Annotated in this window: 19 protein-coding genes; 12 read left to right on the top strand and 7 right to left on the bottom strand. The window is 72.9% G+C overall.

Features of this window, described 5'->3' with window-relative positions; all coding sequences use genetic code 11:
- Positions 1 to 62 precede the first annotated feature (62 nt).
- The 5 genes from M4486_RS10130 to M4486_RS10110 form a co-directional block, all read right to left on the bottom strand.
- On the bottom strand, positions 63 to 1,385 hold the full coding sequence (locus M4486_RS10130) for an FUSC family protein (RefSeq protein ID WP_249481044.1): 1,323 nt from the start codon (positions 1,383 to 1,385) through the stop codon (positions 63 to 65).
- Positions 1,382 to 1,909: a hypothetical protein gene (locus tag M4486_RS10125; RefSeq protein ID WP_249481043.1), complete on the bottom strand. Its 528-nt coding sequence runs from the start codon at positions 1,907 to 1,909 to the stop codon at positions 1,382 to 1,384. The genes M4486_RS10130 and M4486_RS10125 overlap by 4 nt, the downstream gene beginning before the upstream one ends.
- 401 nt (positions 1,910 to 2,310) lie before the next feature.
- Positions 2,311 to 3,561, bottom strand: coding sequence for a CAF17-like 4Fe-4S cluster assembly/insertion protein YgfZ (ygfZ, locus tag M4486_RS10120; protein ID WP_249481042.1), 1,251 nt, complete (start codon positions 3,559 to 3,561; stop codon positions 2,311 to 2,313).
- A 1-nt stretch (position 3,562) separates the two neighbouring features.
- The gene (locus M4486_RS10115; RefSeq protein WP_249481041.1) at positions 3,563 to 4,204 is read right to left on the bottom strand and encodes a heme-binding beta-barrel domain-containing protein; all 642 of its coding nucleotides are present in this window, start codon (positions 4,202 to 4,204) and stop codon (positions 3,563 to 3,565) included.
- 240 nt (positions 4,205 to 4,444) lie between these two features.
- Positions 4,445 to 5,194, bottom strand: coding sequence for a hypothetical protein (locus M4486_RS10110; RefSeq protein WP_249481040.1), 750 nt, complete (start codon positions 5,192 to 5,194; stop codon positions 4,445 to 4,447).
- A 244-nt stretch (positions 5,195 to 5,438) separates the two neighbouring features.
- Between M4486_RS10110 and mshD the strand changes: the two genes are divergently transcribed.
- From mshD to M4486_RS10060, 10 genes are all read left to right on the top strand, one after another.
- Positions 5,439 to 6,482 carry a mycothiol synthase gene (gene mshD / locus M4486_RS10105; RefSeq protein WP_249481039.1) on the top strand — a complete coding sequence of 348 codons (1,044 nt, stop codon included), beginning with the start codon at positions 5,439 to 5,441 and terminating at the stop codon, positions 6,480 to 6,482.
- A complete protein-coding gene (locus M4486_RS10100) occupies positions 6,479 to 7,429 on the top strand; it encodes an NUDIX hydrolase (protein WP_249481038.1) in 951 nt (316 codons plus the stop codon). The genes mshD and M4486_RS10100 overlap by 4 nt, the downstream gene beginning before the upstream one ends.
- A 137-nt stretch (positions 7,430 to 7,566) precedes the next feature.
- Entirely contained in the window at positions 7,567 to 8,262 is a 696-nt protein-coding gene (locus tag M4486_RS10095) for a DUF4190 domain-containing protein (RefSeq protein ID WP_249481036.1), read from the top strand.
- A gap of 291 nt (positions 8,263 to 8,553) precedes the next feature.
- Positions 8,554 to 9,669, top strand: coding sequence for a phosphate ABC transporter substrate-binding protein PstS (gene pstS / locus M4486_RS10090; RefSeq protein WP_249481033.1), 1,116 nt, complete (start codon positions 8,554 to 8,556; stop codon positions 9,667 to 9,669).
- 124 nt (positions 9,670 to 9,793) lie between these two features.
- Positions 9,794 to 10,798, top strand: coding sequence for a phosphate ABC transporter permease subunit PstC (pstC, locus tag M4486_RS10085; protein ID WP_249481031.1), 1,005 nt, complete (start codon positions 9,794 to 9,796; stop codon positions 10,796 to 10,798).
- Positions 10,799 to 10,817: 19 nt separating this feature from the next.
- Positions 10,818 to 11,984 (top strand): phosphate ABC transporter permease PstA, encoded by a 1,167-nt coding sequence (pstA, locus tag M4486_RS10080; RefSeq protein WP_249481029.1) that lies wholly within the window; start codon positions 10,818 to 10,820, stop codon positions 11,982 to 11,984.
- Positions 11,985 to 12,019: 35 nt separating this feature from the next.
- Positions 12,020 to 12,799, top strand: a complete 780-nt coding sequence (gene pstB, locus M4486_RS10075) for a phosphate ABC transporter ATP-binding protein PstB (protein ID WP_249481027.1) — start codon at positions 12,020 to 12,022, stop codon at positions 12,797 to 12,799.
- Between the two features lie 92 nt (positions 12,800 to 12,891).
- Positions 12,892 to 13,668, top strand: coding sequence for an ABC transporter ATP-binding protein (locus M4486_RS10070; protein WP_249481026.1), 777 nt, complete (start codon positions 12,892 to 12,894; stop codon positions 13,666 to 13,668).
- Positions 13,665 to 15,023 (top strand): permease, encoded by a 1,359-nt coding sequence (locus M4486_RS10065; RefSeq protein WP_249481024.1) that lies wholly within the window; start codon positions 13,665 to 13,667, stop codon positions 15,021 to 15,023. Before M4486_RS10070 ends, M4486_RS10065 begins: the two co-directional genes overlap by 4 nt.
- Before the next feature lie 98 nt (positions 15,024 to 15,121).
- A complete protein-coding gene (locus M4486_RS10060) occupies positions 15,122 to 15,448 on the top strand; it encodes a rhodanese-like domain-containing protein (protein WP_249481022.1) in 327 nt (108 codons plus the stop codon).
- A 212-nt stretch (positions 15,449 to 15,660) separates the two neighbouring features.
- On the opposite strand, the gene M4486_RS10055 is transcribed toward M4486_RS10060, so the two are convergent.
- Together M4486_RS10055 and M4486_RS10050 are read right to left on the bottom strand one after the other, a co-directional pair.
- Entirely contained in the window at positions 15,661 to 16,890 is a 1,230-nt protein-coding gene (locus M4486_RS10055) for a D-arabinono-1,4-lactone oxidase (protein ID WP_249481020.1), read from the bottom strand.
- A gap of 80 nt (positions 16,891 to 16,970) precedes the next feature.
- Positions 16,971 to 17,762 (bottom strand): CPBP family intramembrane glutamic endopeptidase, encoded by a 792-nt coding sequence (locus tag M4486_RS10050; RefSeq protein ID WP_249481019.1) that lies wholly within the window; start codon positions 17,760 to 17,762, stop codon positions 16,971 to 16,973.
- Positions 17,763 to 17,853: 91 nt separating this feature from the next.
- Between M4486_RS10050 and M4486_RS10045 the strand changes: the two genes are divergently transcribed.
- The gene (locus M4486_RS10045; protein WP_249481017.1) at positions 17,854 to 18,573 is read left to right on the top strand and encodes a peptidyl-tRNA hydrolase; all 720 of its coding nucleotides are present in this window, start codon (positions 17,854 to 17,856) and stop codon (positions 18,571 to 18,573) included.
- 4 nt (positions 18,574 to 18,577) lie between these two features.
- Positions 18,578 to 19,303: an SDR family oxidoreductase gene (locus M4486_RS10040; RefSeq protein ID WP_249481015.1), complete on the top strand. Its 726-nt coding sequence runs from the start codon at positions 18,578 to 18,580 to the stop codon at positions 19,301 to 19,303.
- The last annotated feature ends 32 nt before the right edge of the window (positions 19,304 to 19,335 follow it).

Here is a 19,335-nt window from a genome sequence, read left to right as displayed (position 1 = left end):
GCTCGGGCGCGGGATGGGAGGCGCCCCGGGGCCCCGGGGCGCGGGGCCGGCGTGCCGAGCGTCTATCCCCGCCGGCGGTCGGGGTCGGAGCGGTCGGTGATCAGCAGCTCGAGCGCCTCGGTGGTGGCGGGCGGCTCGACGGCCGACATCTCGCGGGTGAGGGGACGCGGCCCGATGGTGTCGCCGTCGGCCGCGATGAGCAGGCTGGGCAGGAAGCGCTGCGCGTCCCTGTGGTCCAGGCCGGTGGCCTCGAGCAGGTCGATCGCGAGCGAGCGCAGCTGGATCACGAGGGCGACGCCCTCGAAGTGGTCGACCCGGCCCAGGCGCGTGCCGTCGTCGCTGCGCAGCATCGTCTCGGGCGTGAGGTAGGAGCAGAAGATGCGCAGCGCACGGCGCGCGTCGGTGAAGTCGCCGTCCGAGTCGACGGCCTCGCGCAGGGCGACGGCGGCGTCATGGGCGGCGAGCAGGGCGTCGGCCAGACGCGCGTGAGAGCTGCGGCCCTTGACCGACTCGAGGAACGCGACCTCGTGCCGGGCGATCACGCGCACGTTGCGCACGGCGCGATCGGAGCCGATGAGCAGATGCTGCAGGCGCCCGACGTCACCCGCGCGGCGCAGGTGGGTGGGGGAGAAGGTGGCGATCTCCTCGGCCGCGTTGTTCGCGATGCGCCACTCGTCCACGAGCTCCTGGGAGGTGGTGCGGATCTGCGAGAGGGCGGCGCTCGCGACCTTCACGTCCCCCGTGCGGGCGGCGAGGGACATCTGCGTGAGCGCGTCCTCGAGGGCCCGGTACAGCGAGTGCGCGGCCGACTGCTGCCCTCGCCGGGGATCGCCCGAGGTCAGCAGGTGGACGAGGATGCCCACGACCACGCCGGTGAGGGCGTCGAGGATGCGGCCGCCCGGACTCATCGACGGGGTGAGCGGCATGACCGTGACCAGCAGCGACTGGATCGACATCTGCATCGTGAAGACGATCCCGGAGTCGATGAGCCGCGCCAGCAGCCCGGCCGTGACCACGACGACCGCGATCTGCCACGTGCCCGAGCCGATCGTCGCGCGCGCGAGCTCGCCGAGCAGCACGCCGCACATCACGCCCGTGGACATCTCGAGGACCTTGCGGACCTTCTTCTCCGTGCTGGAGACCCCGATGATCACGAAGGCGGCGATGGCCGCGAAGAAGGGGAACTGGTGGCCCCACACGAAGTGGGCGAAGAGGTAGGCGACCGCGGTCGCGACGCCCGCACGGCCGATGCTGCCCAGGCCCTTGCGATCGCGTTCGAGGCCCTCGCCGATGCGGCTGGAGATCGCCGCGCGCACGCGGTCGCCGAGCGGCGGCTTGGGGGTGTCGATGTCCGTGGTGGTGGCCTTCGGCTCGGTCCCGCTCATGCGACCACCGGATCCTTCACTCGCATCTCGAGCAGCTCCCTGAGGTCGAAGGTCTCGCCGTCGCGCCCGCCGCGGCCCACGACCAGTGGGGCGTCGACGGGTTCGATCTCCGCGCCGCGCAGTCTCGAGAGCAGCCCGCCGTCGGCCCGCAGGATGAAATAGCGGGCCTCGGTGTCGATGCCGATCGTGCGGTCGTGCTTGAGATACCAGCCGTGCAGCGGGGTGCGGATGCTCCCGGAGCCCTTGTAGGGGAGCGCCCGCAGCGGACGCGGGGCGATGCCAGCGGTCTCGAAGCGCTCGACGTACTCCCGCAGGATCGCGGTGGCCTTCTCGTGCTCGGTCCGACGGGCGTGCTCGAGCGCCTGCTCCTGCGCGGCGATCACCTCTGCGCGCTGCTGCGACCAGGAGGGCGGATCGCCCCGGCGGTCCTCCGGCATCTCGCCCTGCGGCACCTCGCCTCGTGTCATCTCGCCCTGCGGCACCTCGCCTCGCGGCATCTCGTGCCGCTCACCCTGCGCGCTCATGCCCATGGCCCCCATTGTGTCAGGCCCCGCGGCGCACGGCGCGCGGTCCGGGCAGGTGCGGGCGGGAACGCGGCGGTGGCGCAGCACCCTGGGGCCGCGGCACCTCGGGGCCACGGAACTCCGGCGCCGCGCGCGGTGCCCAGGGATGCGCTGCCCAGGAGCTGCGCAGGCCGGGGCTGCAGCACCCAGGGGTCGCGCGGGCCGGGGTTCGCGCGGCCCGGTGGTGTCGCGGAGGGGCAAATACGGGACCTCTCTGCCATATATGGCAGAGAGGTCCCGTATATGCCGTTCCATGACACGAAGCGGTCTCCGGAGGTGGGTGGATCGGGACGACCACCCGGATCTCAGTCTCGGCCGCTCCGCGACTCGCCGGGCGCGGGCGGGCGCGGGCCGCCGGCGCCTCAGAGTCGCGCCGTGCGGGGCCTCTCTCCGTGCTCGCGGGTGATCACGATGGGCTCCTGCGTCGCATCGAGCCAGGTGATCTCGACGTCCTCGGGCACCGCGTCGGACGCGTCGGCCCCGTCGGCCCCGTCGGCTCCTTCGGACCCGTCGGCTCCGTCGCCTTCTCCCCACGGGCCCGCGCTGATCCGGGATCCGATGACGAGCGGCGCATCGAGCGGGGCGGCGCGCTTGAGGACGGCCAGGGCGATCGGGCCGAGGTCCGCGTGGGTGGCGGTGGAGGTCACGGTCCCCACGAGCTTGCCCTCGCTCCCGCCCAGGCGCACGGGATCGCCGTGTCGGGGCATGACGTTCTGCGAGCCGTCGACCAGGAGCATCGTGAGCCGGCGCGGGGGCTGGCCCAGGTTCAGCACCTTGGCGACGGTCTCCTGACCGCGGTAGCAGCCCTTGGCCGTGTGGACGGCGGTGCGCAGCAGGTCGAGCTCGTGGGGGATGCTGCGCTCGTCGACCTCGGTGGCCTGGCGCGCGCGGTGGGAGGCGATGCGCAGGGCCTCGGCCGCCTCGCTGCCGGCGAGGTGCTCGACGCGCCAGGGGAGCCCTGCGAGGGCGTCGGCGTCGAAGGCGGTGAGCACCCAGTCGGTGCCGTCCTCGGGGTCGGGCCCGTAGGCGACGTGGCCGGGGGCGACCGCGGGGTGCGGGTCGGTCCACACGAAGGCGGGCTCGGGGAGGTCGAGGCCCGTCGCCCCGAGCGCCGCGGCGCCGAGGATGTTCCCGGCGGGCGCGAGGCCGCCCAGCAGGCGCAGGTCGTCGCGGTCGGTGATCTCGACGCGCGCGGCGAAGCGCATCATCTCGAGGTAGCGGCGCAGACCTGCTCGGGAGCCGGGATCGGTGACCAGCAGGATCGTCTCCTCGCCGGTGACGGCGGCGGAGGCCAGGTGCTCGACGCGCCCCTGCGGGCTCAGCACCGCGAGGGAGCGCGAGGCGCCCACGGGGGCGTCGGTGAGCGTCTGCGAGGTGACCGTGGTGAGCCAGCTGCGGGCGTCGGCCCCGCGGAGCTCGAGGATCTCGTGGCCGCCGAGGTCGACGACGGCGCGGCGCGCGAGCAGACGGCGCTGCTCCCGCAGCGGGGCTCCGTAGTGGGCGGGCATGCCGCGGTCAGGACCGTCCTCGGCGAGCACGGCCCCGGATCCCGCCAGCAGGGGCGGGTGGATCGGCTGCGGCGGGGGAGCGGGCTGCTCGGTCATGTCGGCCATGTCAGCCACGGTCGAGCTCGACGGAGAGGTAGGGGGAGAGCTCGTTCGGCGCGGCGGGATCGGTCGCGCGCTCCCACAGCCACATGAGGCGGCCGCCGACGAGCCCGAACATGCGGGTCGCGGCGATCGAGCCGTCCGCCGCGCGGGCCGTGGGGGAGGTGCGCAGGCCCAGCTGGATGCGCGGTCCGCGCACCTCGCCGGCCCAGATCTCCTCGCCGTCGTCGCGGGCGATCACGAGTTCGACGCCGTACGAGACGACGCCCGCGGGGTCGCCGGGCTTGGCGGCGCGGGCGGCCTCGAGGTCCTGGCCGGGCAGAGGATCGCCGACGCGCCAGAAGCCCTTCTCGCGCACCAGCAGGCTGCGCTCGCCCGTGCCGGGATCCTGCTCGGGGACCTTCTCGGGGTCGACGAACGCGCTCGTGGGCGGAAGCGGGGCAGGGGCGTCGAGGAGGTCGGTCGACATCACCCAGGCCAGCGTGCCGTCCTCGTTCGCGGAGGTCACGAGCTTCTGCTCGATGCGGCGGCCGATCAGCTCGCCGTCCTCATCGGGGAGCTGGGCGGCGCCGTCGCCGTTCCAGGAGCCGACGAGCCAGGCCAGCGGGAAGAGGCTCTCGGGGAGCGAGGGATCCAGGACGATCGGCATCGGATCAGCGGCCGAACAGGCGGGTGACCACGAGGACGGCGAATCCGGCGGTGCCGAGCCCGACGACGCCGACGAGAGCGGTGAACACGAGGGACAGAACAGACATGCCCTCACTGTACCGGCCGGGGCGCCTCGAGCGGGCCGACGGGACGGCCGCGCCCCGGGCGGGTCCGTGCATGCCGGTGGGCATGCGGGCGGTCGTGGCGGCGGGCGACGTCCGGGGAGCCCGCGCGACGCCTGTCAGCCCAGCAGGCGCTGGGTGAGCAGTGCCACGACGCCGATCGTGGCGACGGGCCCGGCGGCGACGGCGAGGGAGGGCAGGGGCTCGCGCGCGGCCAGCACCGAACCCAGCAGCAGGTGCACCCCGCTCGCGCCGATCGCGAGCACCGCGCCCACGAGCAGCGCGATCGGCCAGGCGATCGCGGACATCTCGTGCATCATCAGCGCAGTGGTGCCCGCGCCCAGCACGATCGCGAGGATCAGCCGGGGTGTGCGCGGCAGGCCGAGCGCCGTCACCAGCAGCGTCACGGCGAGACCCGCGCCGGAGCCGGCGAGCAGGCCCACCTCGGCCGGTGTCGCGGCGTCGGCCTGGGCGACCACCCAGGTCGCGGAGATCCCGGTGAGCATTACACCGCCCACGGTGCCGGTCAGGGAGGCGGAGAGCTCCTCGCGGCCGCGGCGCAGCATCTGGTGGACGAAGGCACCGAAGATCCCGAGCGCGCAGGCGACCACGACGCTCCACAGCGGCTCCCCGGTCTCCGCGGTGCGCACGCTGAGCAGGGCGGCGAGCATGCCCGTGGCGACGATCACGATGCGCGAGCCGAGCGCGCTGGGGAGCTCGAGCAGGTCCGGCCAGCCGATGCCCACGAGCAGGGCGAGCACGCACAGCAGCGCCGCCATCAGCGGGACCGAGGCGCCGCCGGTGAGCGTCACCAGGCTCAGCAGGACCGCCAGGACGGCTCCCAGAGGGGCCCGTTCCGATGCGGTCATCCGCCCACCTCGCACTCGTCTCGCTGTCGTCGTCCGCGTAAGTCCTGCCCTGGTGCGGGCCCGTGGTCCGAGGCCGGCTCGTCGCCGGTCGTCCGCGGGTCCGCGCGCCCTCCGGGACATCCGGTGCGACGCCCGCTCCCGCGCCGCGGGAGGGCGTCCCGGGACCGCTCGGGGGAACGCTACAGTGGCAGTCTACGAGCCGCCGACGGCGGAGCCCTGCCACGGACCATAAGGACACCCCCGCATGATCGTCACGGACGAGCTGCGCCCTGCGCAGCGCCCGGCGGTCGACCTCCTCCTCGAGCGGACCCGCGCCCACGACGGCGTCGCCGCACTGGACGAGGCCGCGCTGTTCGCCCTGCACGCCGAGCGTGCCGACGGGACGCTGCACCTGCTGCTCTCCGACCCCTCGTCGGACTCACCCGACTCACCGGGCTCACCCGATTCAGCGGGCTCATCGGGCTCGTCGGCCCTGCCGCGCGTCCTCGCCTACGCCTCCGTGCTGCCGGACGGCACCGCCCAGGGCGCCGTCGAACCCGGGGCCCGGCGCCGCGGCCTGGGCTCGCAGCTGCTGGACGCGGTCCTCGAGCGTCGCCCCGACGCCGGGATCTGGGCCCACGGAGCGCTCGACGCCTCGGTCGCCTTCCTGCGCGAGCGCGGATTCGAGCCCGTGCGCGAGCTGCTCACGATGCGCCGCGTGCTCGTAGAGGGTGCCGACGCCGCCGCGGAGATCCCGGCGCGCGAGCCCCGGGACGCGGCGATCGAGCTGGACGCCTTCGACCCGGCGCGCGATGCCGACGCCTGGGTGCGCGTGAACGCGCGCGCCTTCGCCGGCCATCCCGAGCAGGGCCGCCTGACCCGTGCGGACCTCGACGAGCGCATGGCTCAGCCCTGGTTCCGGGCGGAGGACCTCCACGTGGCGCGCCGCGGCGACGAGCTGCTGGGCTTCGTGTGGGTCAAGCGCGAGGAGCCCGAGGAGCCCCGGAGCGCGCCCGACGCCGAGATCTACGCCGTCGGCACCGACCCCGAGGCCGCCGGCCAGGGCGTGGCCGGAGCCCTGCTCAGCCGCGCCCTGCGCGCTCTCGCCGCCGACGGCGTCGGCGCCGCGACCCTCTACGTCGAGGGGGACAACACTCCTGCGCTCGGCCTCTACGAGCACCTGGGCTTCGACGTCTCCGGACGTGATCTCCAGTTCCGCCGCGCCCGCGAGGTCGGCCCGTCGGGCCCGGCCGAGGCGTCGGACCCCGCGGCCCCGAGCTCCGCGCCGTCGGACGCGACGAACGCATGAGCACGATGGCGGTCCCCGGCGCCCAGCCCGCCGTGCTCGCGGCGGGCGCGCTGATCTGGCGCGAGAAGCACGGCACGGTGCAGGTGCTGCTCGTGCACCGCCCCCGCTACGACGACTGGTCGATCCCCAAGGGGAAGCTCGAGGCGAAGGAGACGTTCCCCGCCGCGGCCGTCCGAGAGGTGGGGGAGGAGACCGGGTACCGCGTGCGGCTGCACCGTCCGCTGCCCGCCTCCGTCTATCTGCTGCCCGACGGCCGCTCGAAGATCGTCCAGTACTGGACCGCGGCCGTGCGCTCGCGCATCGGACCCGGCCCGAAGAATCCCAAGGAGATCGACGAGACCCGCTGGGTGGAGATCTCCGAGGCCGAGCAGCTGCTCACCCGGCAGACAGACCGCGTGACCCTCACCGCGCTCTCCGAGCAGCTCGCCGAGGACACCGCGCGCACCCGGCCGATCATCATCCAGCGCCATGCCGCGGCCGTCTCCCGCTCGAAGTGGCGCGACGGCGAGAAGAGCCGACCCCTGAACTCGAAGGGGAAGAAGCAGGCCAAGGCCCTGCCGCCGATGATCGACGCCTTCGCGCCGGACTCCGTGGTCTCCAGCCCCTGGAAGCGCTGCCGGGCGACGGTCCAGCCGTACGCGCGGCTCTCCGGTCTGGACATCGCCACCAAGGAATCGCTCACCGAGGCAGGGCACGCGTCCGAGCCCTCGCGCACCGCCGCGGTCGTCGAGCGCGTGCTGCGCGAGGCCCGGCCGACGATCCTGTGCACCCACCGGCCCGTGCTCCCCACCGTCATCGCCACCGTGCGCGAATTCGCGAGCAGGGAGGCCGCACTCGAGCTGCCGCGCTCGGACCCGTATCTCTCGGCCGGCGAGGCGCTCATCGTGCACGCCGTCCCCGGAGGGCGCATCGTCGCCGTCGAGCGCCATCAGCCGCGCATCGAATGACCCGACGGCCGACGAGGCCGGGGGCGATGCTCAGGACGGCCCGCCCGGCGGACTCCCGCGAGGCGGGCTCCCGACCGGCAGAATGACGCACGTGGGGCGGCGAGCCCCGACGAGACCATGCAGGAGAACACGATCCGATGAGTGACAGCAGCGGCTACGGCGGCTTCAGCGCCCCCGGACCCCAGGACCCTCAGGGCTCCGCACCGTCGCCCTACGGCGCGGGCGATTCGACCGGTGCCAACGATTCCTACGGCTCGAGCGACCCGTACGGCTCGGGTTCCCCCTATGGCTCGGCCGACTCCTACGGCTCGGCCGACTCCTACGGCTCGGGCGCCTCGTACGGCTCCCACGATCCGTACGGCTCGGGCAGCGGATACGGCCCGACGGATCCCTACGCCACCGGCTCCTCGGCCCCTTCGGGAGGGCCCTTCGGGTCGCCGGAGCAGGCGCCCCGGCCTGATGGGCCCGATGGGGCGCCGAGTCATCAGCCGTCCTACCAGCCCGCCTACCAGCCGTCGTACCAGGCCTCGACGGCCTACCCCGGCGGGATGCACGGCGCCGGGTACGCGCCCCGGCCGACGTCGGGGATGGCGATCGCCGGCTTCGTCCTGGGACTCGTGGGCCTCGTGGTGGCCTGCGGCGCCCTCTCGCCGCTCGGCGTCATCTTCTCCGTCATCGGCATGCAGGCGACGGGGGGGAACAGCACCCACGGCGGCCGAGGCTTCGCGATCGCGGGTCTGATCATCTCGATCATCGGCACCCTCCTCCTGCTCCTCGTCGTCGGCGGGTTCGTGCTCGGCTCCCTGGCGGAGTCCACGTCCGGGACCTACTGACCCGGTCCCGGACCTGCCGACCCGATCCGCGGCCTCCCGAGCCGCTGCCGCGACCCGAGCTGTGACCGGACCGTGACCTCGGTGTGATGCACCTGTATATGCACCCTGACCTGCGCTTCCGATGCCCGTGCGCGGGAGTGCGCCGCCCGTTCATCTGACGTTCACACGGCGGCGGGCGAGCGGACACCTCGGCTCCCTAGCGTCGCGCATGTCGCCCCCGCCGGGTATCCCGCCCGGTCACCCTGAGGCGCGCTCCTCGTACTCGTGGGCCCTGCCCCGGAAGGAATCGCAGTGATCGTTCGCAAGACCACGCTCGCCCCTCTCGCCGCGCTCGGACTCACCGCCGCACTCGCCCTGTCCGCCTGTGGCGGCTCCGACGGCGGCACCGCCACGTCGGACGGGGGCGGCGCGGCCGCATCCGGCAGCGTCTCCGGCAAGCTCGCCGGCGCCGGCGCCTCCTCGGCCGAGTCGGCCGAGAGCGCCTGGACCCAGAGCTTCCAGGCCGTGAACCCCGATGCTCAGGTGACCTACGACTCCGTCGGCTCCGGAGCGGGCCGCGAGCAGTTCCTGAACTCCGGCGTCCAGTTCGCCGGCACGGACGCCGCCCTCACGAAGGACGAGATCAAGCAGTCGGCCGACGCCTGCCAGGGCGGCAAGGCCTTCGACGTGCCGATCTACATCTCGCCGATCGCCGTCGTCTTCAACCTCAAGGGCGTCGACGACCTGCAGCTCTCCCCGGAGACCATCGCCGGGATCTTCGCCGGCGACATCACCACCTGGGACGACGACGCGATCAAGAAGGACAACCCGGACGTCGACCTGCCGTCGACCAAGATCACCCCGGTGCACCGCTCGGACTCCTCCGGCACCACCGAGAACTTCACCCAGTACCTCGAGAAGACCGCGCCCAAGGCGTGGAAGCACGGCGAGGTCGAGGACTGGCCCGTCAAGGGCGGCCAGTCCGGCGACGGCACCTCCGGCCTGATCTCCGTGGTCGAGGGCGGCGACGGCACCATCGGCTACGCCGACGCCTCGAAGGCCGGGAACCTCGGCATCGCCAAGATCAAGGTGGGAGACGAGTACGTCGAGTACTCGCCCGAGGCCGCCGCCAAGGCCGTCGAGGACTCCCCGCGCGAGAAGGACCGCGAGGACGGCGACATCGTCGTCCAGCTGGACCGCACCCTGGACGATCCCTCGACCTACCCGCTGGTCCTCGTCTCCTACATGGCCCTGTGCGACACCTACAAGGACCAGGAGACCGCGGACCTCGTGAAGTCCTACGCTTCCTACGTGGTCTCCTCGGACGGCCAGAAGGCCGCGGGCGAGGTCGCCGGCAACGCGCCGCTGTCCGACACGCTCTCCAAGGACGCCACCGCCTCGATCGAGAAGATCAAGGCGAAGGGCTGAGTCCCGACCGATCGATGAGCGCACGGCCGACGGGCGCTCTGGTGCGCCGCACGGGGAACGACTCCCGCGTGCGGCGCACCCGGCCGTCGGCCCCCTCACCGGCCCGCCCACAGGAAGGCGCCCCATGAGCACCCCCGCCGCCGCAGACCCCGCGTCCACGGCACCGGAGCAGGACCCCGCGCAGAGCCCCGAGCCCGGCGGATCCAAGGCCGTGGCCGGCCGCCGCTCCAAGCGCCGACCCGGCGACGTGATCTTCACCGGCCTGAGCGTCGGCTCCGGTCTGCTCATCTTCGTCACGCTCGCGCTGGTCGCGATCTTCCTGACGGTCCGCTCGATCCCCGCGATCCGCGACAGCAAGGAGCTGGGCGGCGGGCCCGACGCGATCTCGCTGTGGTCCTTCGCCGCGCCGCTCGTGTTCGGCACGGTCTTCGCCGCGCTGCTCGCACTCATCATGGCCGTGCCCGTCTCCATCGGGATCGCCCTGTTCATCTCCCACTTCGCGCCGCGTCGACTGGCCACCCCGCTGGGCTTCATGATCGACCTGCTGGCCGCCGTGCCCTCGGTCGTCTTCGGCCTCTGGGGCGGCGTGTGGCTGGTGCCGAAGATGCAGCCGCTCTACGAGCTGCTCAACAAGTACCTGGGCTGGTTCCCGCTGTTCGGCGGTGAACCCTCCACGCCGATGCGCAACCTCGCGACCGCCTCGATCGTGCTCGCCGTGATGATCCTGCCGATCATCACCGCCGTCTCCCGCGAGGTCTTCCTGCAGACCCCACGGCTGCAGGAGGAGGCGGCCCTCGCGCTCGGCGCGACCCGCTGGGAGACGATCCGCGCCGTCGTGCTGCCCTTCGGCCGCTCGGGCGTCGTCTCCGCCTCGATGCTGGGCCTCGGACGCGCGCTCGGCGAGACCATGGCCGTGCTCATGGTGCTGTCCCCGGGATCCACGTTCTCCCTGCACATCCTCGAGGTCGGCAAGCACAACACGATCGCCGCGAACATCGCCTCGCAGAGCGCCGAGGCCACGCCCGACGTCATGGCCCGGCTGATCTTCACCGGCCTGGTCCTGTTCATCATCACCTTCGTCATCAACGCCCTCGCCCGCGCGATCGTCTCGCGCTCGGCGAAGGCGTGAGGGGCCGGGAGGGAACACCATGAGCGCCACCCCCGCACGCACCGCATCCTCCGGGCTGATCACCGGCTCGGGAGCATCCGAGCGCCGCCTGCCCTGGTACCACCTGCTGCTCACCGCGGCGATCGCGATCGTGCTCGCCGCGATCGTGCTGGTGCTGTTCAACAGCTTCTCGATCGGCGGGCTCGTGGTGCTCGGCTACGTCCTGCACCTGGTCATCGGGTACGGCTACTCGCGGATCCGCGAGGGCCGGCGCTGGGCGAACGACCGCTTCGCGACCCTGCTCGTCTTCGGCGCCTTCGCCGTCGCCATGATCCCGCTGATCTCCCTGCTGTGGGAGGTCCTGCACCGCGGCCTCGGCAAGCTCATCAGCCCGTACCCCGGGTACTTCTGGAGCGCCGACATGGCCGGCGTCGTCGGCGGCATGGTCTCCGGCGGCATCGCCCACGCGATCGTCGGCACCCTGCTGATCACGCTCGGCGCGAGCATCATCTCGGTCCCCATCGGCCTGCTCACCGCGATCTTCCTGGTCGAGTACGCCCGCTACGGCGCGCTCCGGGTCCTGGGACGCGGCATCACCTTCCTGGTCGACGTGATGACGGGCATCCCCTCGATCGTCGCGGGCCTGTTCGGCCTGGCCCTGTTCATCACCATCACGAACGACCCCGGCATCCGCATCGGCCTGATGGGCTCGGTCGCGCTCAGCGTGCTCATGATCCCGACCGTGGTGCGCTCGAGCGAGGAGATGCTGCGCCTGGTGCCCCTCGAGCTGCGCGAGGCCGCCTACGGACTCGGCGTGCCCAAGTGGCTCACGATCATGAAGGTCGTGCTGCGCACCTCGATCGCAGGCCTCACCACCGGCGTCACCCTCGCCATCGCCCGCGTGATCGGCGAGACCGCGCCCCTGCTGCTGACCGTCGGCGCGCTGCCGATGATGAACGGCAACCTGTTCAGCGGACGCATGCAGACCCTGCCGACCTTCATCAACAGCCAGTACCGTTCGGGCAACGCCGTCTGCAACTCGGACGCCATCACCAACCCGATCACGCACATGCAGTACGCGTGCTCGACGACGATCAACTACGACCGCGCCTGGGCCGCAGCCCTCACGCTCATCCTCATGGTGATGATCCTGAACATCGTCGCCCGCCTCGTCAGCCGCCTCTTCGCCCCCAAGCTCGGCCGCTGAGCCGGCGGCGCAGCCCTGCACCGAAAGGACACCCCATGGCCCAGGCCATCAACGTGGAGGACCTCAACATCTACTACGGCGACTTCCTCGCCGTGGAGGACGTGACCGTCACCCTCCAGCCCCGCTCGGTCACGGCCCTCATCGGCCCGTCGGGCTGCGGGAAGTCGACGTTCCTGCGCACCCTGAACCGGATGCACGAGGTCATCCCCGGCGCCTACGCGAAGGGCCGCGTCGAGATCGAGGGCTCGGACATCTACGGCCCGGGCGTCGATCCCGTGAACGTCCGCCGCCGCGTGGGCATGGTCTTCCAGAAGCCCAACCCGTTCCCCACCATGTCCATCAAGGACAACGTGCTGGCCGGGGTCAAGCTCAACAACAAGCGCATCTCCCGCTCCGCGTCCGAGGAGCTCGTGGAGACCTCGCTGAAGGGCGCGAACCTCTGGGAGGAGGTCAAGGACCGCCTCGACAAGCCGGGCCTGGGCCTCTCCGGCGGGCAGCAGCAGCGCCTGTGCATCGCCCGCGCGATCGCCGTGAAGCCCGAGGTGATCCTCATGGACGAGCCCTGCTCGGCGCTCGACCCGATCTCCACGCTCGCGATCGAGGACCTCATCCACGAGATGAAGCAGGACTTCACGATCGTCATCGTCACGCACAACATGCAGCAGGCCTCGCGCGTCTCCGACCGCACCGGCTTCTTCAACATCGCGGGGACCGGCAAGCCCGGGCACCTCATCGAGATCGACGAGACCGAGAAGATGTTCACCAACCCCTCCAACACGCAGACGGAGGACTACATCTCCGGTCGCTTCGGCTGAGCGCCGGAGTCAGACCACGGTCCGACATCGGCCCCGGGAATCCGTTCCCGGGGCCGATGCGCGTCCGGGGGCGCGCGGCGGAGGGTGGAGCCATGACCTCGACACCTCTGCCCTCACAGCCCGCACCACAGTCCTCGCCCCAGCCCGCCGTCCCGGGCCCGTCCGGCCCCGCCCCGGTGCTCCAGGCCCGCGCCCTGCGCCATTCCTACGGGGAGAAGGCCGGCGCGACCCTCGCGCTGGACGGCGTGGACCTCGACATCCGCGCCGCGGAGTCGGTCGCGGTGATGGGCCCCTCCGGCTGCGGCAAGACGACCCTCCTGCATGTGCTCGCCGGCATCCTGCCGCCCACCTCCGGGAGCGTCGTCCACGCCGGCGCCTCGCTGGACTCCCTCTCCGACGCCGCGCGCACCCGCCTGCGCCGCACGAGCTTCGGATTCGTCTTCCAGGACGGCCAGCTCCTTCCCGAGCTGACCGCCCTGGAGAACGTGGTGCTCCCGCGCATGCTCGGCGGCGCCTCCCGGCGCGCCGCGAGCGCCGAGGCGTCGGCCTGGCTCGATCGCCTGGGCCTCGCGGGCATGCACGAGCGGCGGCCGGGTCAGCTCTCCGGCGGCCAGGCCCAGCGCGTGGCGATCGCCCGCGCCCTCGCCGGCCGGCCGTCGGTGGTCTTCGCCGACGAGCCCACCGGCGCACTCGACCAGACCACCGGCCACAGCGTGCTCCAGGTGCTCGCCGAGGCCTGCCAGGACGCGGGCGCGGCGCTCGTGATGGTCACCCACGACCCCTCGGTCGCCGCGACCTGCGAGCGGACCATCGCCATGCGCGACGGCCGCATCGCCCAGCAGTTCCACCGCGAGGGAGGCGCGCGATGAGCCTCCTGCACACCGCCCCGCTCGTCCTGCGGCGTCGCGGCGGGATCGCCACTGCCCTCCCCATCATCGGCTTCACGGCCTCCACCGGCATCCTCGCGACCGTCCTCGGCGGGCTCGGCGCCTTCGCCTCCCGCGCCGCCGCCTCGCCCGTCGGCGACGGCCCGCCCACGGCCGAGGCCTCCAACGCCTCCTTCCTCATGACCTGCGCGATCGTCGCGACCGTCCTCCTCGTGCCCAGCGCCATGGGTCTGGGAAGCGCCGCCGCGAAGCTCAGCCTGTCCCGCCGCGAGAGGGACCTCGCCGCGGTGCGCCTGGTGGGCGGCACCACCGCCCAGGTCGGCGCGCTCGCCGTGGCCGACGTCCTCGCCCAGGCCCTCGTCGGCTCCCTGCTCGGCCTGCTCGCGCACCTCGCCGTCACCCCGGCGCTCACGGCCCTCGACTTCGGGATGACGCCCTTCACCTTCGGCGAGCTGCTGATGCCGCTCTGGGCATATCCGGTCCTGGTGATCGCGGCGACGCTGCTCGCGGGCATCTCCGCCGGGATCGGGCTCGCGGGCGTCGCGATCTCACCGCTCGGGGTCGCCCGGGACTCGCGGATCGTGCGCATGTCCGTCGTGCGACTGATCGTCTGGGCGGCGCTGATCGTGCTGTTCATCGGCGCCTTCCAGATCCTGCCGCAGGTCGTGGGCGGGATCCCGAACGGGATCGGCGTGCTGATCGCCGTGCTCGCGATCCTCATGGCGCTCGTGCTCGGCAGCGTGAACATCGTCGGCCCGTTCGTGGTGTGGGTGGTCGCGCGGATCATCGCCGCCATCGCGCCCGGACCCGCCCTGCTGGTGGGAGCGCGTCGACTCGCGGCCGACCCCCGCGCCGGATGGCGTGCCGTCTCCGGCATCACCTTCGGCCTCGTCATCGCAGGATTCCTGACGCTGACCAGCATGTTCGGGAACATGGACGAGACCCCCGCCGAGCGGGCGCTCAGCACCGCGCTGCACACCGGCGGACTGCTCACCCTGGGCATCGCCGCCGTGCTCGCCGCCGTCTCGACCGGGGTCACGCAGACCGCCCGAGTGCTCGACCAGGCGCGCGTCTACCGCTCGCAGCACGTGGCGGGCGCGACCGTGAGCGCCCTCCAGCGCGCCCGCATCGCCGAGATCGCGATCCCCCTCGCACTCGCCGCGATCGTCGCGGGCCTGAGTGCAGCGGGGCTCCTCGCCCCCGTGATGAGCGGCGGCTTCGCCGTGGGCGCGGTCGTGCAGTACATCGGCTCCGCGCTCGGCGCGCTCGGCCTGGTCGCCCTCAGCGTCGTGGTCAGCGCGCCCCTCGTGGGACGGGTCGCCCGGTCCGACGCGTGAGCGGGACGCGTCGGCCGCTCCGACGCGCGAGCGGCACGGTCGGACCGGCGCGACGCGCGAGCAGCACGGGCCGGCCGTCGGCTCGTAGGCTGGGGGCCATGGACATCGAATCCGTGGCCCCCACCGAGATCCCCGAGGGCGCGCACCTCATCGACGTGCGCGAGGACGACGAATGGAAGGCCGGCCACGCCCCGCGCGCGCAGCACGTGCCGGCGAGCTCCTTCATGGAGCACCTGGGCGAGCTGCCCGAGGACGACGACCCGCTCTTCATCGTGTGCCGCTCCGGCGGTCGCAGCTTCCAGGTCACCCAGTGGCTGAACCAGAACGGCTTCGAGGCGGTCAACGTCGCCGGAGGCATGGACATCTGGTTCGAGTCCTCGCTGCCGATGGTCAGCGAGACCGACGCCGAGCCCTACGTGCTCTGAGACGCCTCCGACCCCGACCCGCCGCTCGCGCTCGTGCTGCCGCACAACGCCCGCGAGAGGTGAGTTGATGCGGCATCACCCCCGCGAGAGGTGAGTTGATGTCGTCATTCGTGCTCTTTTGGGACCACAACTCGCCTCTCGGTGAGGAGTCGTCCGCTCCGCCCGTCTCCGGGCGGTCTCGCCCAGCCCCACCCCGGCCGGCCCCGCCCCGCTCAGTCCAGCAGGGCGCGCAGGTGGTCGTTGAGGAACAGGCCGTGCGGGTCCAGCTCCGCGCGCACCTCGTCGAAGACGCCCAGCTGCGGGTAGAGCCCCTCCGCCCGGCCGCGGTCGAGCAGGTGCAGCTTGCCCCAGTGGGGGCGCGCGCCGAGCTCCTCGCCGATCGCGTCGGCCGCGGTGAGCAGCGGCCAGTAGTCCGAGCTGGTCTTCGCCGTCAGCGCGATCGTCACCCGCGGCCCGCCCTGCGCGATCGAGAGCGGGGCATCGTCCCCCGCGACCCATCGCAGCTCGATGGGGTACTGGTGCTCAGGGAACTCCTTCACGTTCAGCGAGGTCAGACGCGAGAAGGCCTCGTCGGCCCGATCCGCGGGGAACGCGAGCTCCATCTCGTGGAACGGCTTCGTGGAGCGGCCCGTGAACACCTGGTAGGCGGGCGCGGCGCCCTCCTCGCCCTCCTCGGCGACATCGAGGCGCCGCACGAGCGCCTTCCCGGCGGCACTCGCACCCTCCTCGACGTCCAGCTGCAGCAGCGCGGGGGAGGCGTCGGAGGGGAACCAGTGCACCTGCACGTGGCGGGCGCTGTCGCCGAGCGCGGCCAGATCCGCGGTCGCGGGGTCGAGATCCACCAGCTCGCGGCGATCTCGCAGGTGGTAGGCGGGGACCGTCTGCAGCTCGATCTCGAGGATCACGCCGAGCGCACCCAGGGACACGCGTGCCGCGCGCAGGCGATCCACCTCGTCCTCGTCGATCTCCACGATCTCGCCGCGTCCGTCGACGAGCCGCAGGCCCGTGATCGCCTCGCTCATGATCTGCGAGTCGACGCCGGACCCGTGGGTGCCGGTGGCCAGCGCGCCCGCGATCGACTGGGCGTCGTGATCGCCCTGCACGGGCAGCGAGAGGCCCTGCGCCCACAGCTCCTCGAACAGCTGGGACAGGGGAGTGCCCGCATGCGCGCGCACGCGCCCGTTCGCGCTGTCCACGCCGGTCAGGCCGCTCATCGCGCCGAGCTTCACGAGCACGCCGCCGGTGGGGATCAGCGGGGAGAACGAGTGCCCGGCGCCCATCGTGCGCACCGGCAGGCGGCGCCCGATCGCCCAGCGCACGGCCTCGACGGCCTCGGTCTCGGTCTCCGGTTGGACCACCGCCTGCGGGGTGAAGCGGTGGTTGCCGCCCCAGTTGTTGGAGCGCTGCTCGATCGTGGCGTGCGGAGGCAGGGAGAAGACCATGCGCCCAGGCTATCGGCACCAGGTGGCGAGGGGCATGGGCTGGGTGCGCCCCGGCCTGAGCGCACGTCCACGCCCTTGCGCTACAGCCCCAGCACGTCCTTCAGCAGCGCATACCCCACGAACGCCACCACATCCAGCAGCGTGTGGGCGATGACCAGCGGGCCCACGCGTCGCGTGCGCCGGAAGCACTCGGTGAAGACCAGGCCCATCGCGAGATTCGCGATGCCGGGGCCGATGCCCTGGTAGAGGTGGTAGCTGCCGCGCAGCACCGCCGTGATCGCGAGGATCCCCGCCGTGCCCACGCCCAGCCGCTCGAGCCTCTGCACGAGATACCCCGAGACGATCACCTCTTCGAGCACGGCGTTCTTCGCCGCCTGCAGGATCAGCACGGGGACCGTCCACCAGTGCGTGTCGAGCGCCGCCGGGATCACCTCGAGGGTCGCCCCGATCGCCCGGCCCGCGTAGTAGACGGCGAGGCCCGGGATGCCGATGCACGCGGCGATCACGATCCCGCGCACGGTGTCGCCGAGAGGTCGCGCGGGCGCGAGGCCGAGGCCGGCGAGGGCGCCCCGCAGACTGCCCGCGCTCACGCTCAGCAGCAGGATCACCAGTGCCACGGGTGCGAGGGTGAAGGCGATCCCGAGCAGCTGCTGCAGCAGATCGAACCAGGGGTTCGTGTCCTGCGAGCTGTTCAGCGTCGCCTGCTGGCCGCTCAGCGGGCCGGCGGCGAGCGACCTCGCGAGGGAGACGATCGAGTACACGCCCGAGCGCCCCAGCGAGAGCGCCAGCACGATCACGATCTCCGCCACCAGGAACGTCGACGGCAGGTCGACGGCCCGGGGCGTCCGCGGGTCAGGTGCGCTCTCGTCCACGGACACATGGTGCCACCGCCGGGTGCGCGCGCTCCGGGACGATGCCCGCCCCGCGGGAATGCCGAGCCTCCCGGACCCGTTGCTCCCTGTCGTGACCGAGAACGTGCAGAGACCCGACCGACCCGACCATGAGAACCCCTGGGCGATGCAGCTCGTGGTGCACCGCGTGAGGGCGGACCCCGCGCACCATGAGGACGTCGTCGAGGCCGCGGCCCAGGCCGTCGTCCAGCTCCTGGACGACGAGCGCTCCCGCACGGGCGAGTGGGCCGACCAGGTCGAGCACTGGCGCGCGGGCTGGATCCGCAAGGTCGTGCGACGGGCCGACGGCGCCCGCTGGGACGCGGTGCAGTCCCTGCCCGGCATCACCGTCGCCCACGGCACCGCGCAGGTGCGCGCCTTCGTCCCGGGGCCGCTGCACCCGCTGCCCAAGGAGCTCGCGAAGCTGCAGGTGGGCGGCACCGAGTTCCCCCGTGGCGATCGCGAGGATGCCCCCGCACCCGCCGCGCCCGCCACAGCCCCCGCGGCCTCCCCGCCCCTCGTCGACGTCGAGATCACCCCGCTCGAGGAGATCTCCACCGGCAAGACCGCTGCGCAGGCGGGCCATGCCGCGCAGCTGCTGTACGAGCGGATGGGGGAGGAGGGGCGCACGGACTGGCGGGCCGACGATTTCCGCGTCCACCTGCTCCCGGCCGACGAGGCCGCCTGGGAGGACCCGGGCGATGCGGTCCGCGTGATCGACGCGGGGCTCACCGAGGTCGACGGGCCGACGGAGACCGCCCGGGCGCACCGTCACCGCGCCCTGGGAGAATGACCGCATGAGCATTCCCGAGACCTCTCCCGCACCCGCCCGTCGGCCCGCCGTCCTCATCACCGGCGCCTCCCGCGGGATCGGCCGCGCCGTCGCCGACGAGCTCGCCGGCGATCACCGTCTGATCCTCGGCGGACGCGACGCCGCGGCGCTCGCCGAGCTGGCCGCGTCCTACCCCGAGGCCGAGCCCTTCGCCGTGGACGTCACCGACTACCCGGCCGTGGGCGACGCGGTCGCGGCGCTCGACCTGCCGGACGGCCTCTCCGCCGTCGTGCACAGCGCCGGCGTGCTGGTGGGCGGCACCACCGAGGAGATGGCGGTCTCCGAGTGGAACCGCTCGATGGAGGTCAACGTGACCGCCGTCGTCGAGCTCACGCGGCTGCTGCTGCCCGCGCTGCGGAAGGCGCGCGGCACTGTGGTCGCCCTGAACTCCGGCAGCGGCTTCAACTCCATCGGCGGGCGCGGCGCCTACTGCGCCTCGAAGTTCGCCCTGCGGGCCTTCACCGACGCCCTGCGCCTCGAGGAGCGCAGGCACGGGGTGCGGGTGAGCTCCGTGCACGCGGGCCGCGTCGACACCGACATGCAGCACGAGCTGCGCGGCATGGAGGACGGTCCCTACGAGATCGAGAAGTACCTGGAGCCGACGTCGGTCGCCTCCGCGGTCGCCCTCGCGATCCGCGCGACCGACGAGGCGAGCATGGACGTCATCTCCGTGCGCCCGCGGATGGGGTGAGGCGGCGCCCGGGCCCCACCTCCGCGGTCGCC

The sequence above is a fragment of the Brachybacterium kimchii genome (genome assembly GCF_023373525.1).
Classification (GTDB): domain Bacteria; phylum Actinomycetota; class Actinomycetes; order Actinomycetales; family Dermabacteraceae; genus Brachybacterium; species Brachybacterium kimchii.
This window is presented reverse-complemented; position numbering and strand designations above follow the sequence as displayed.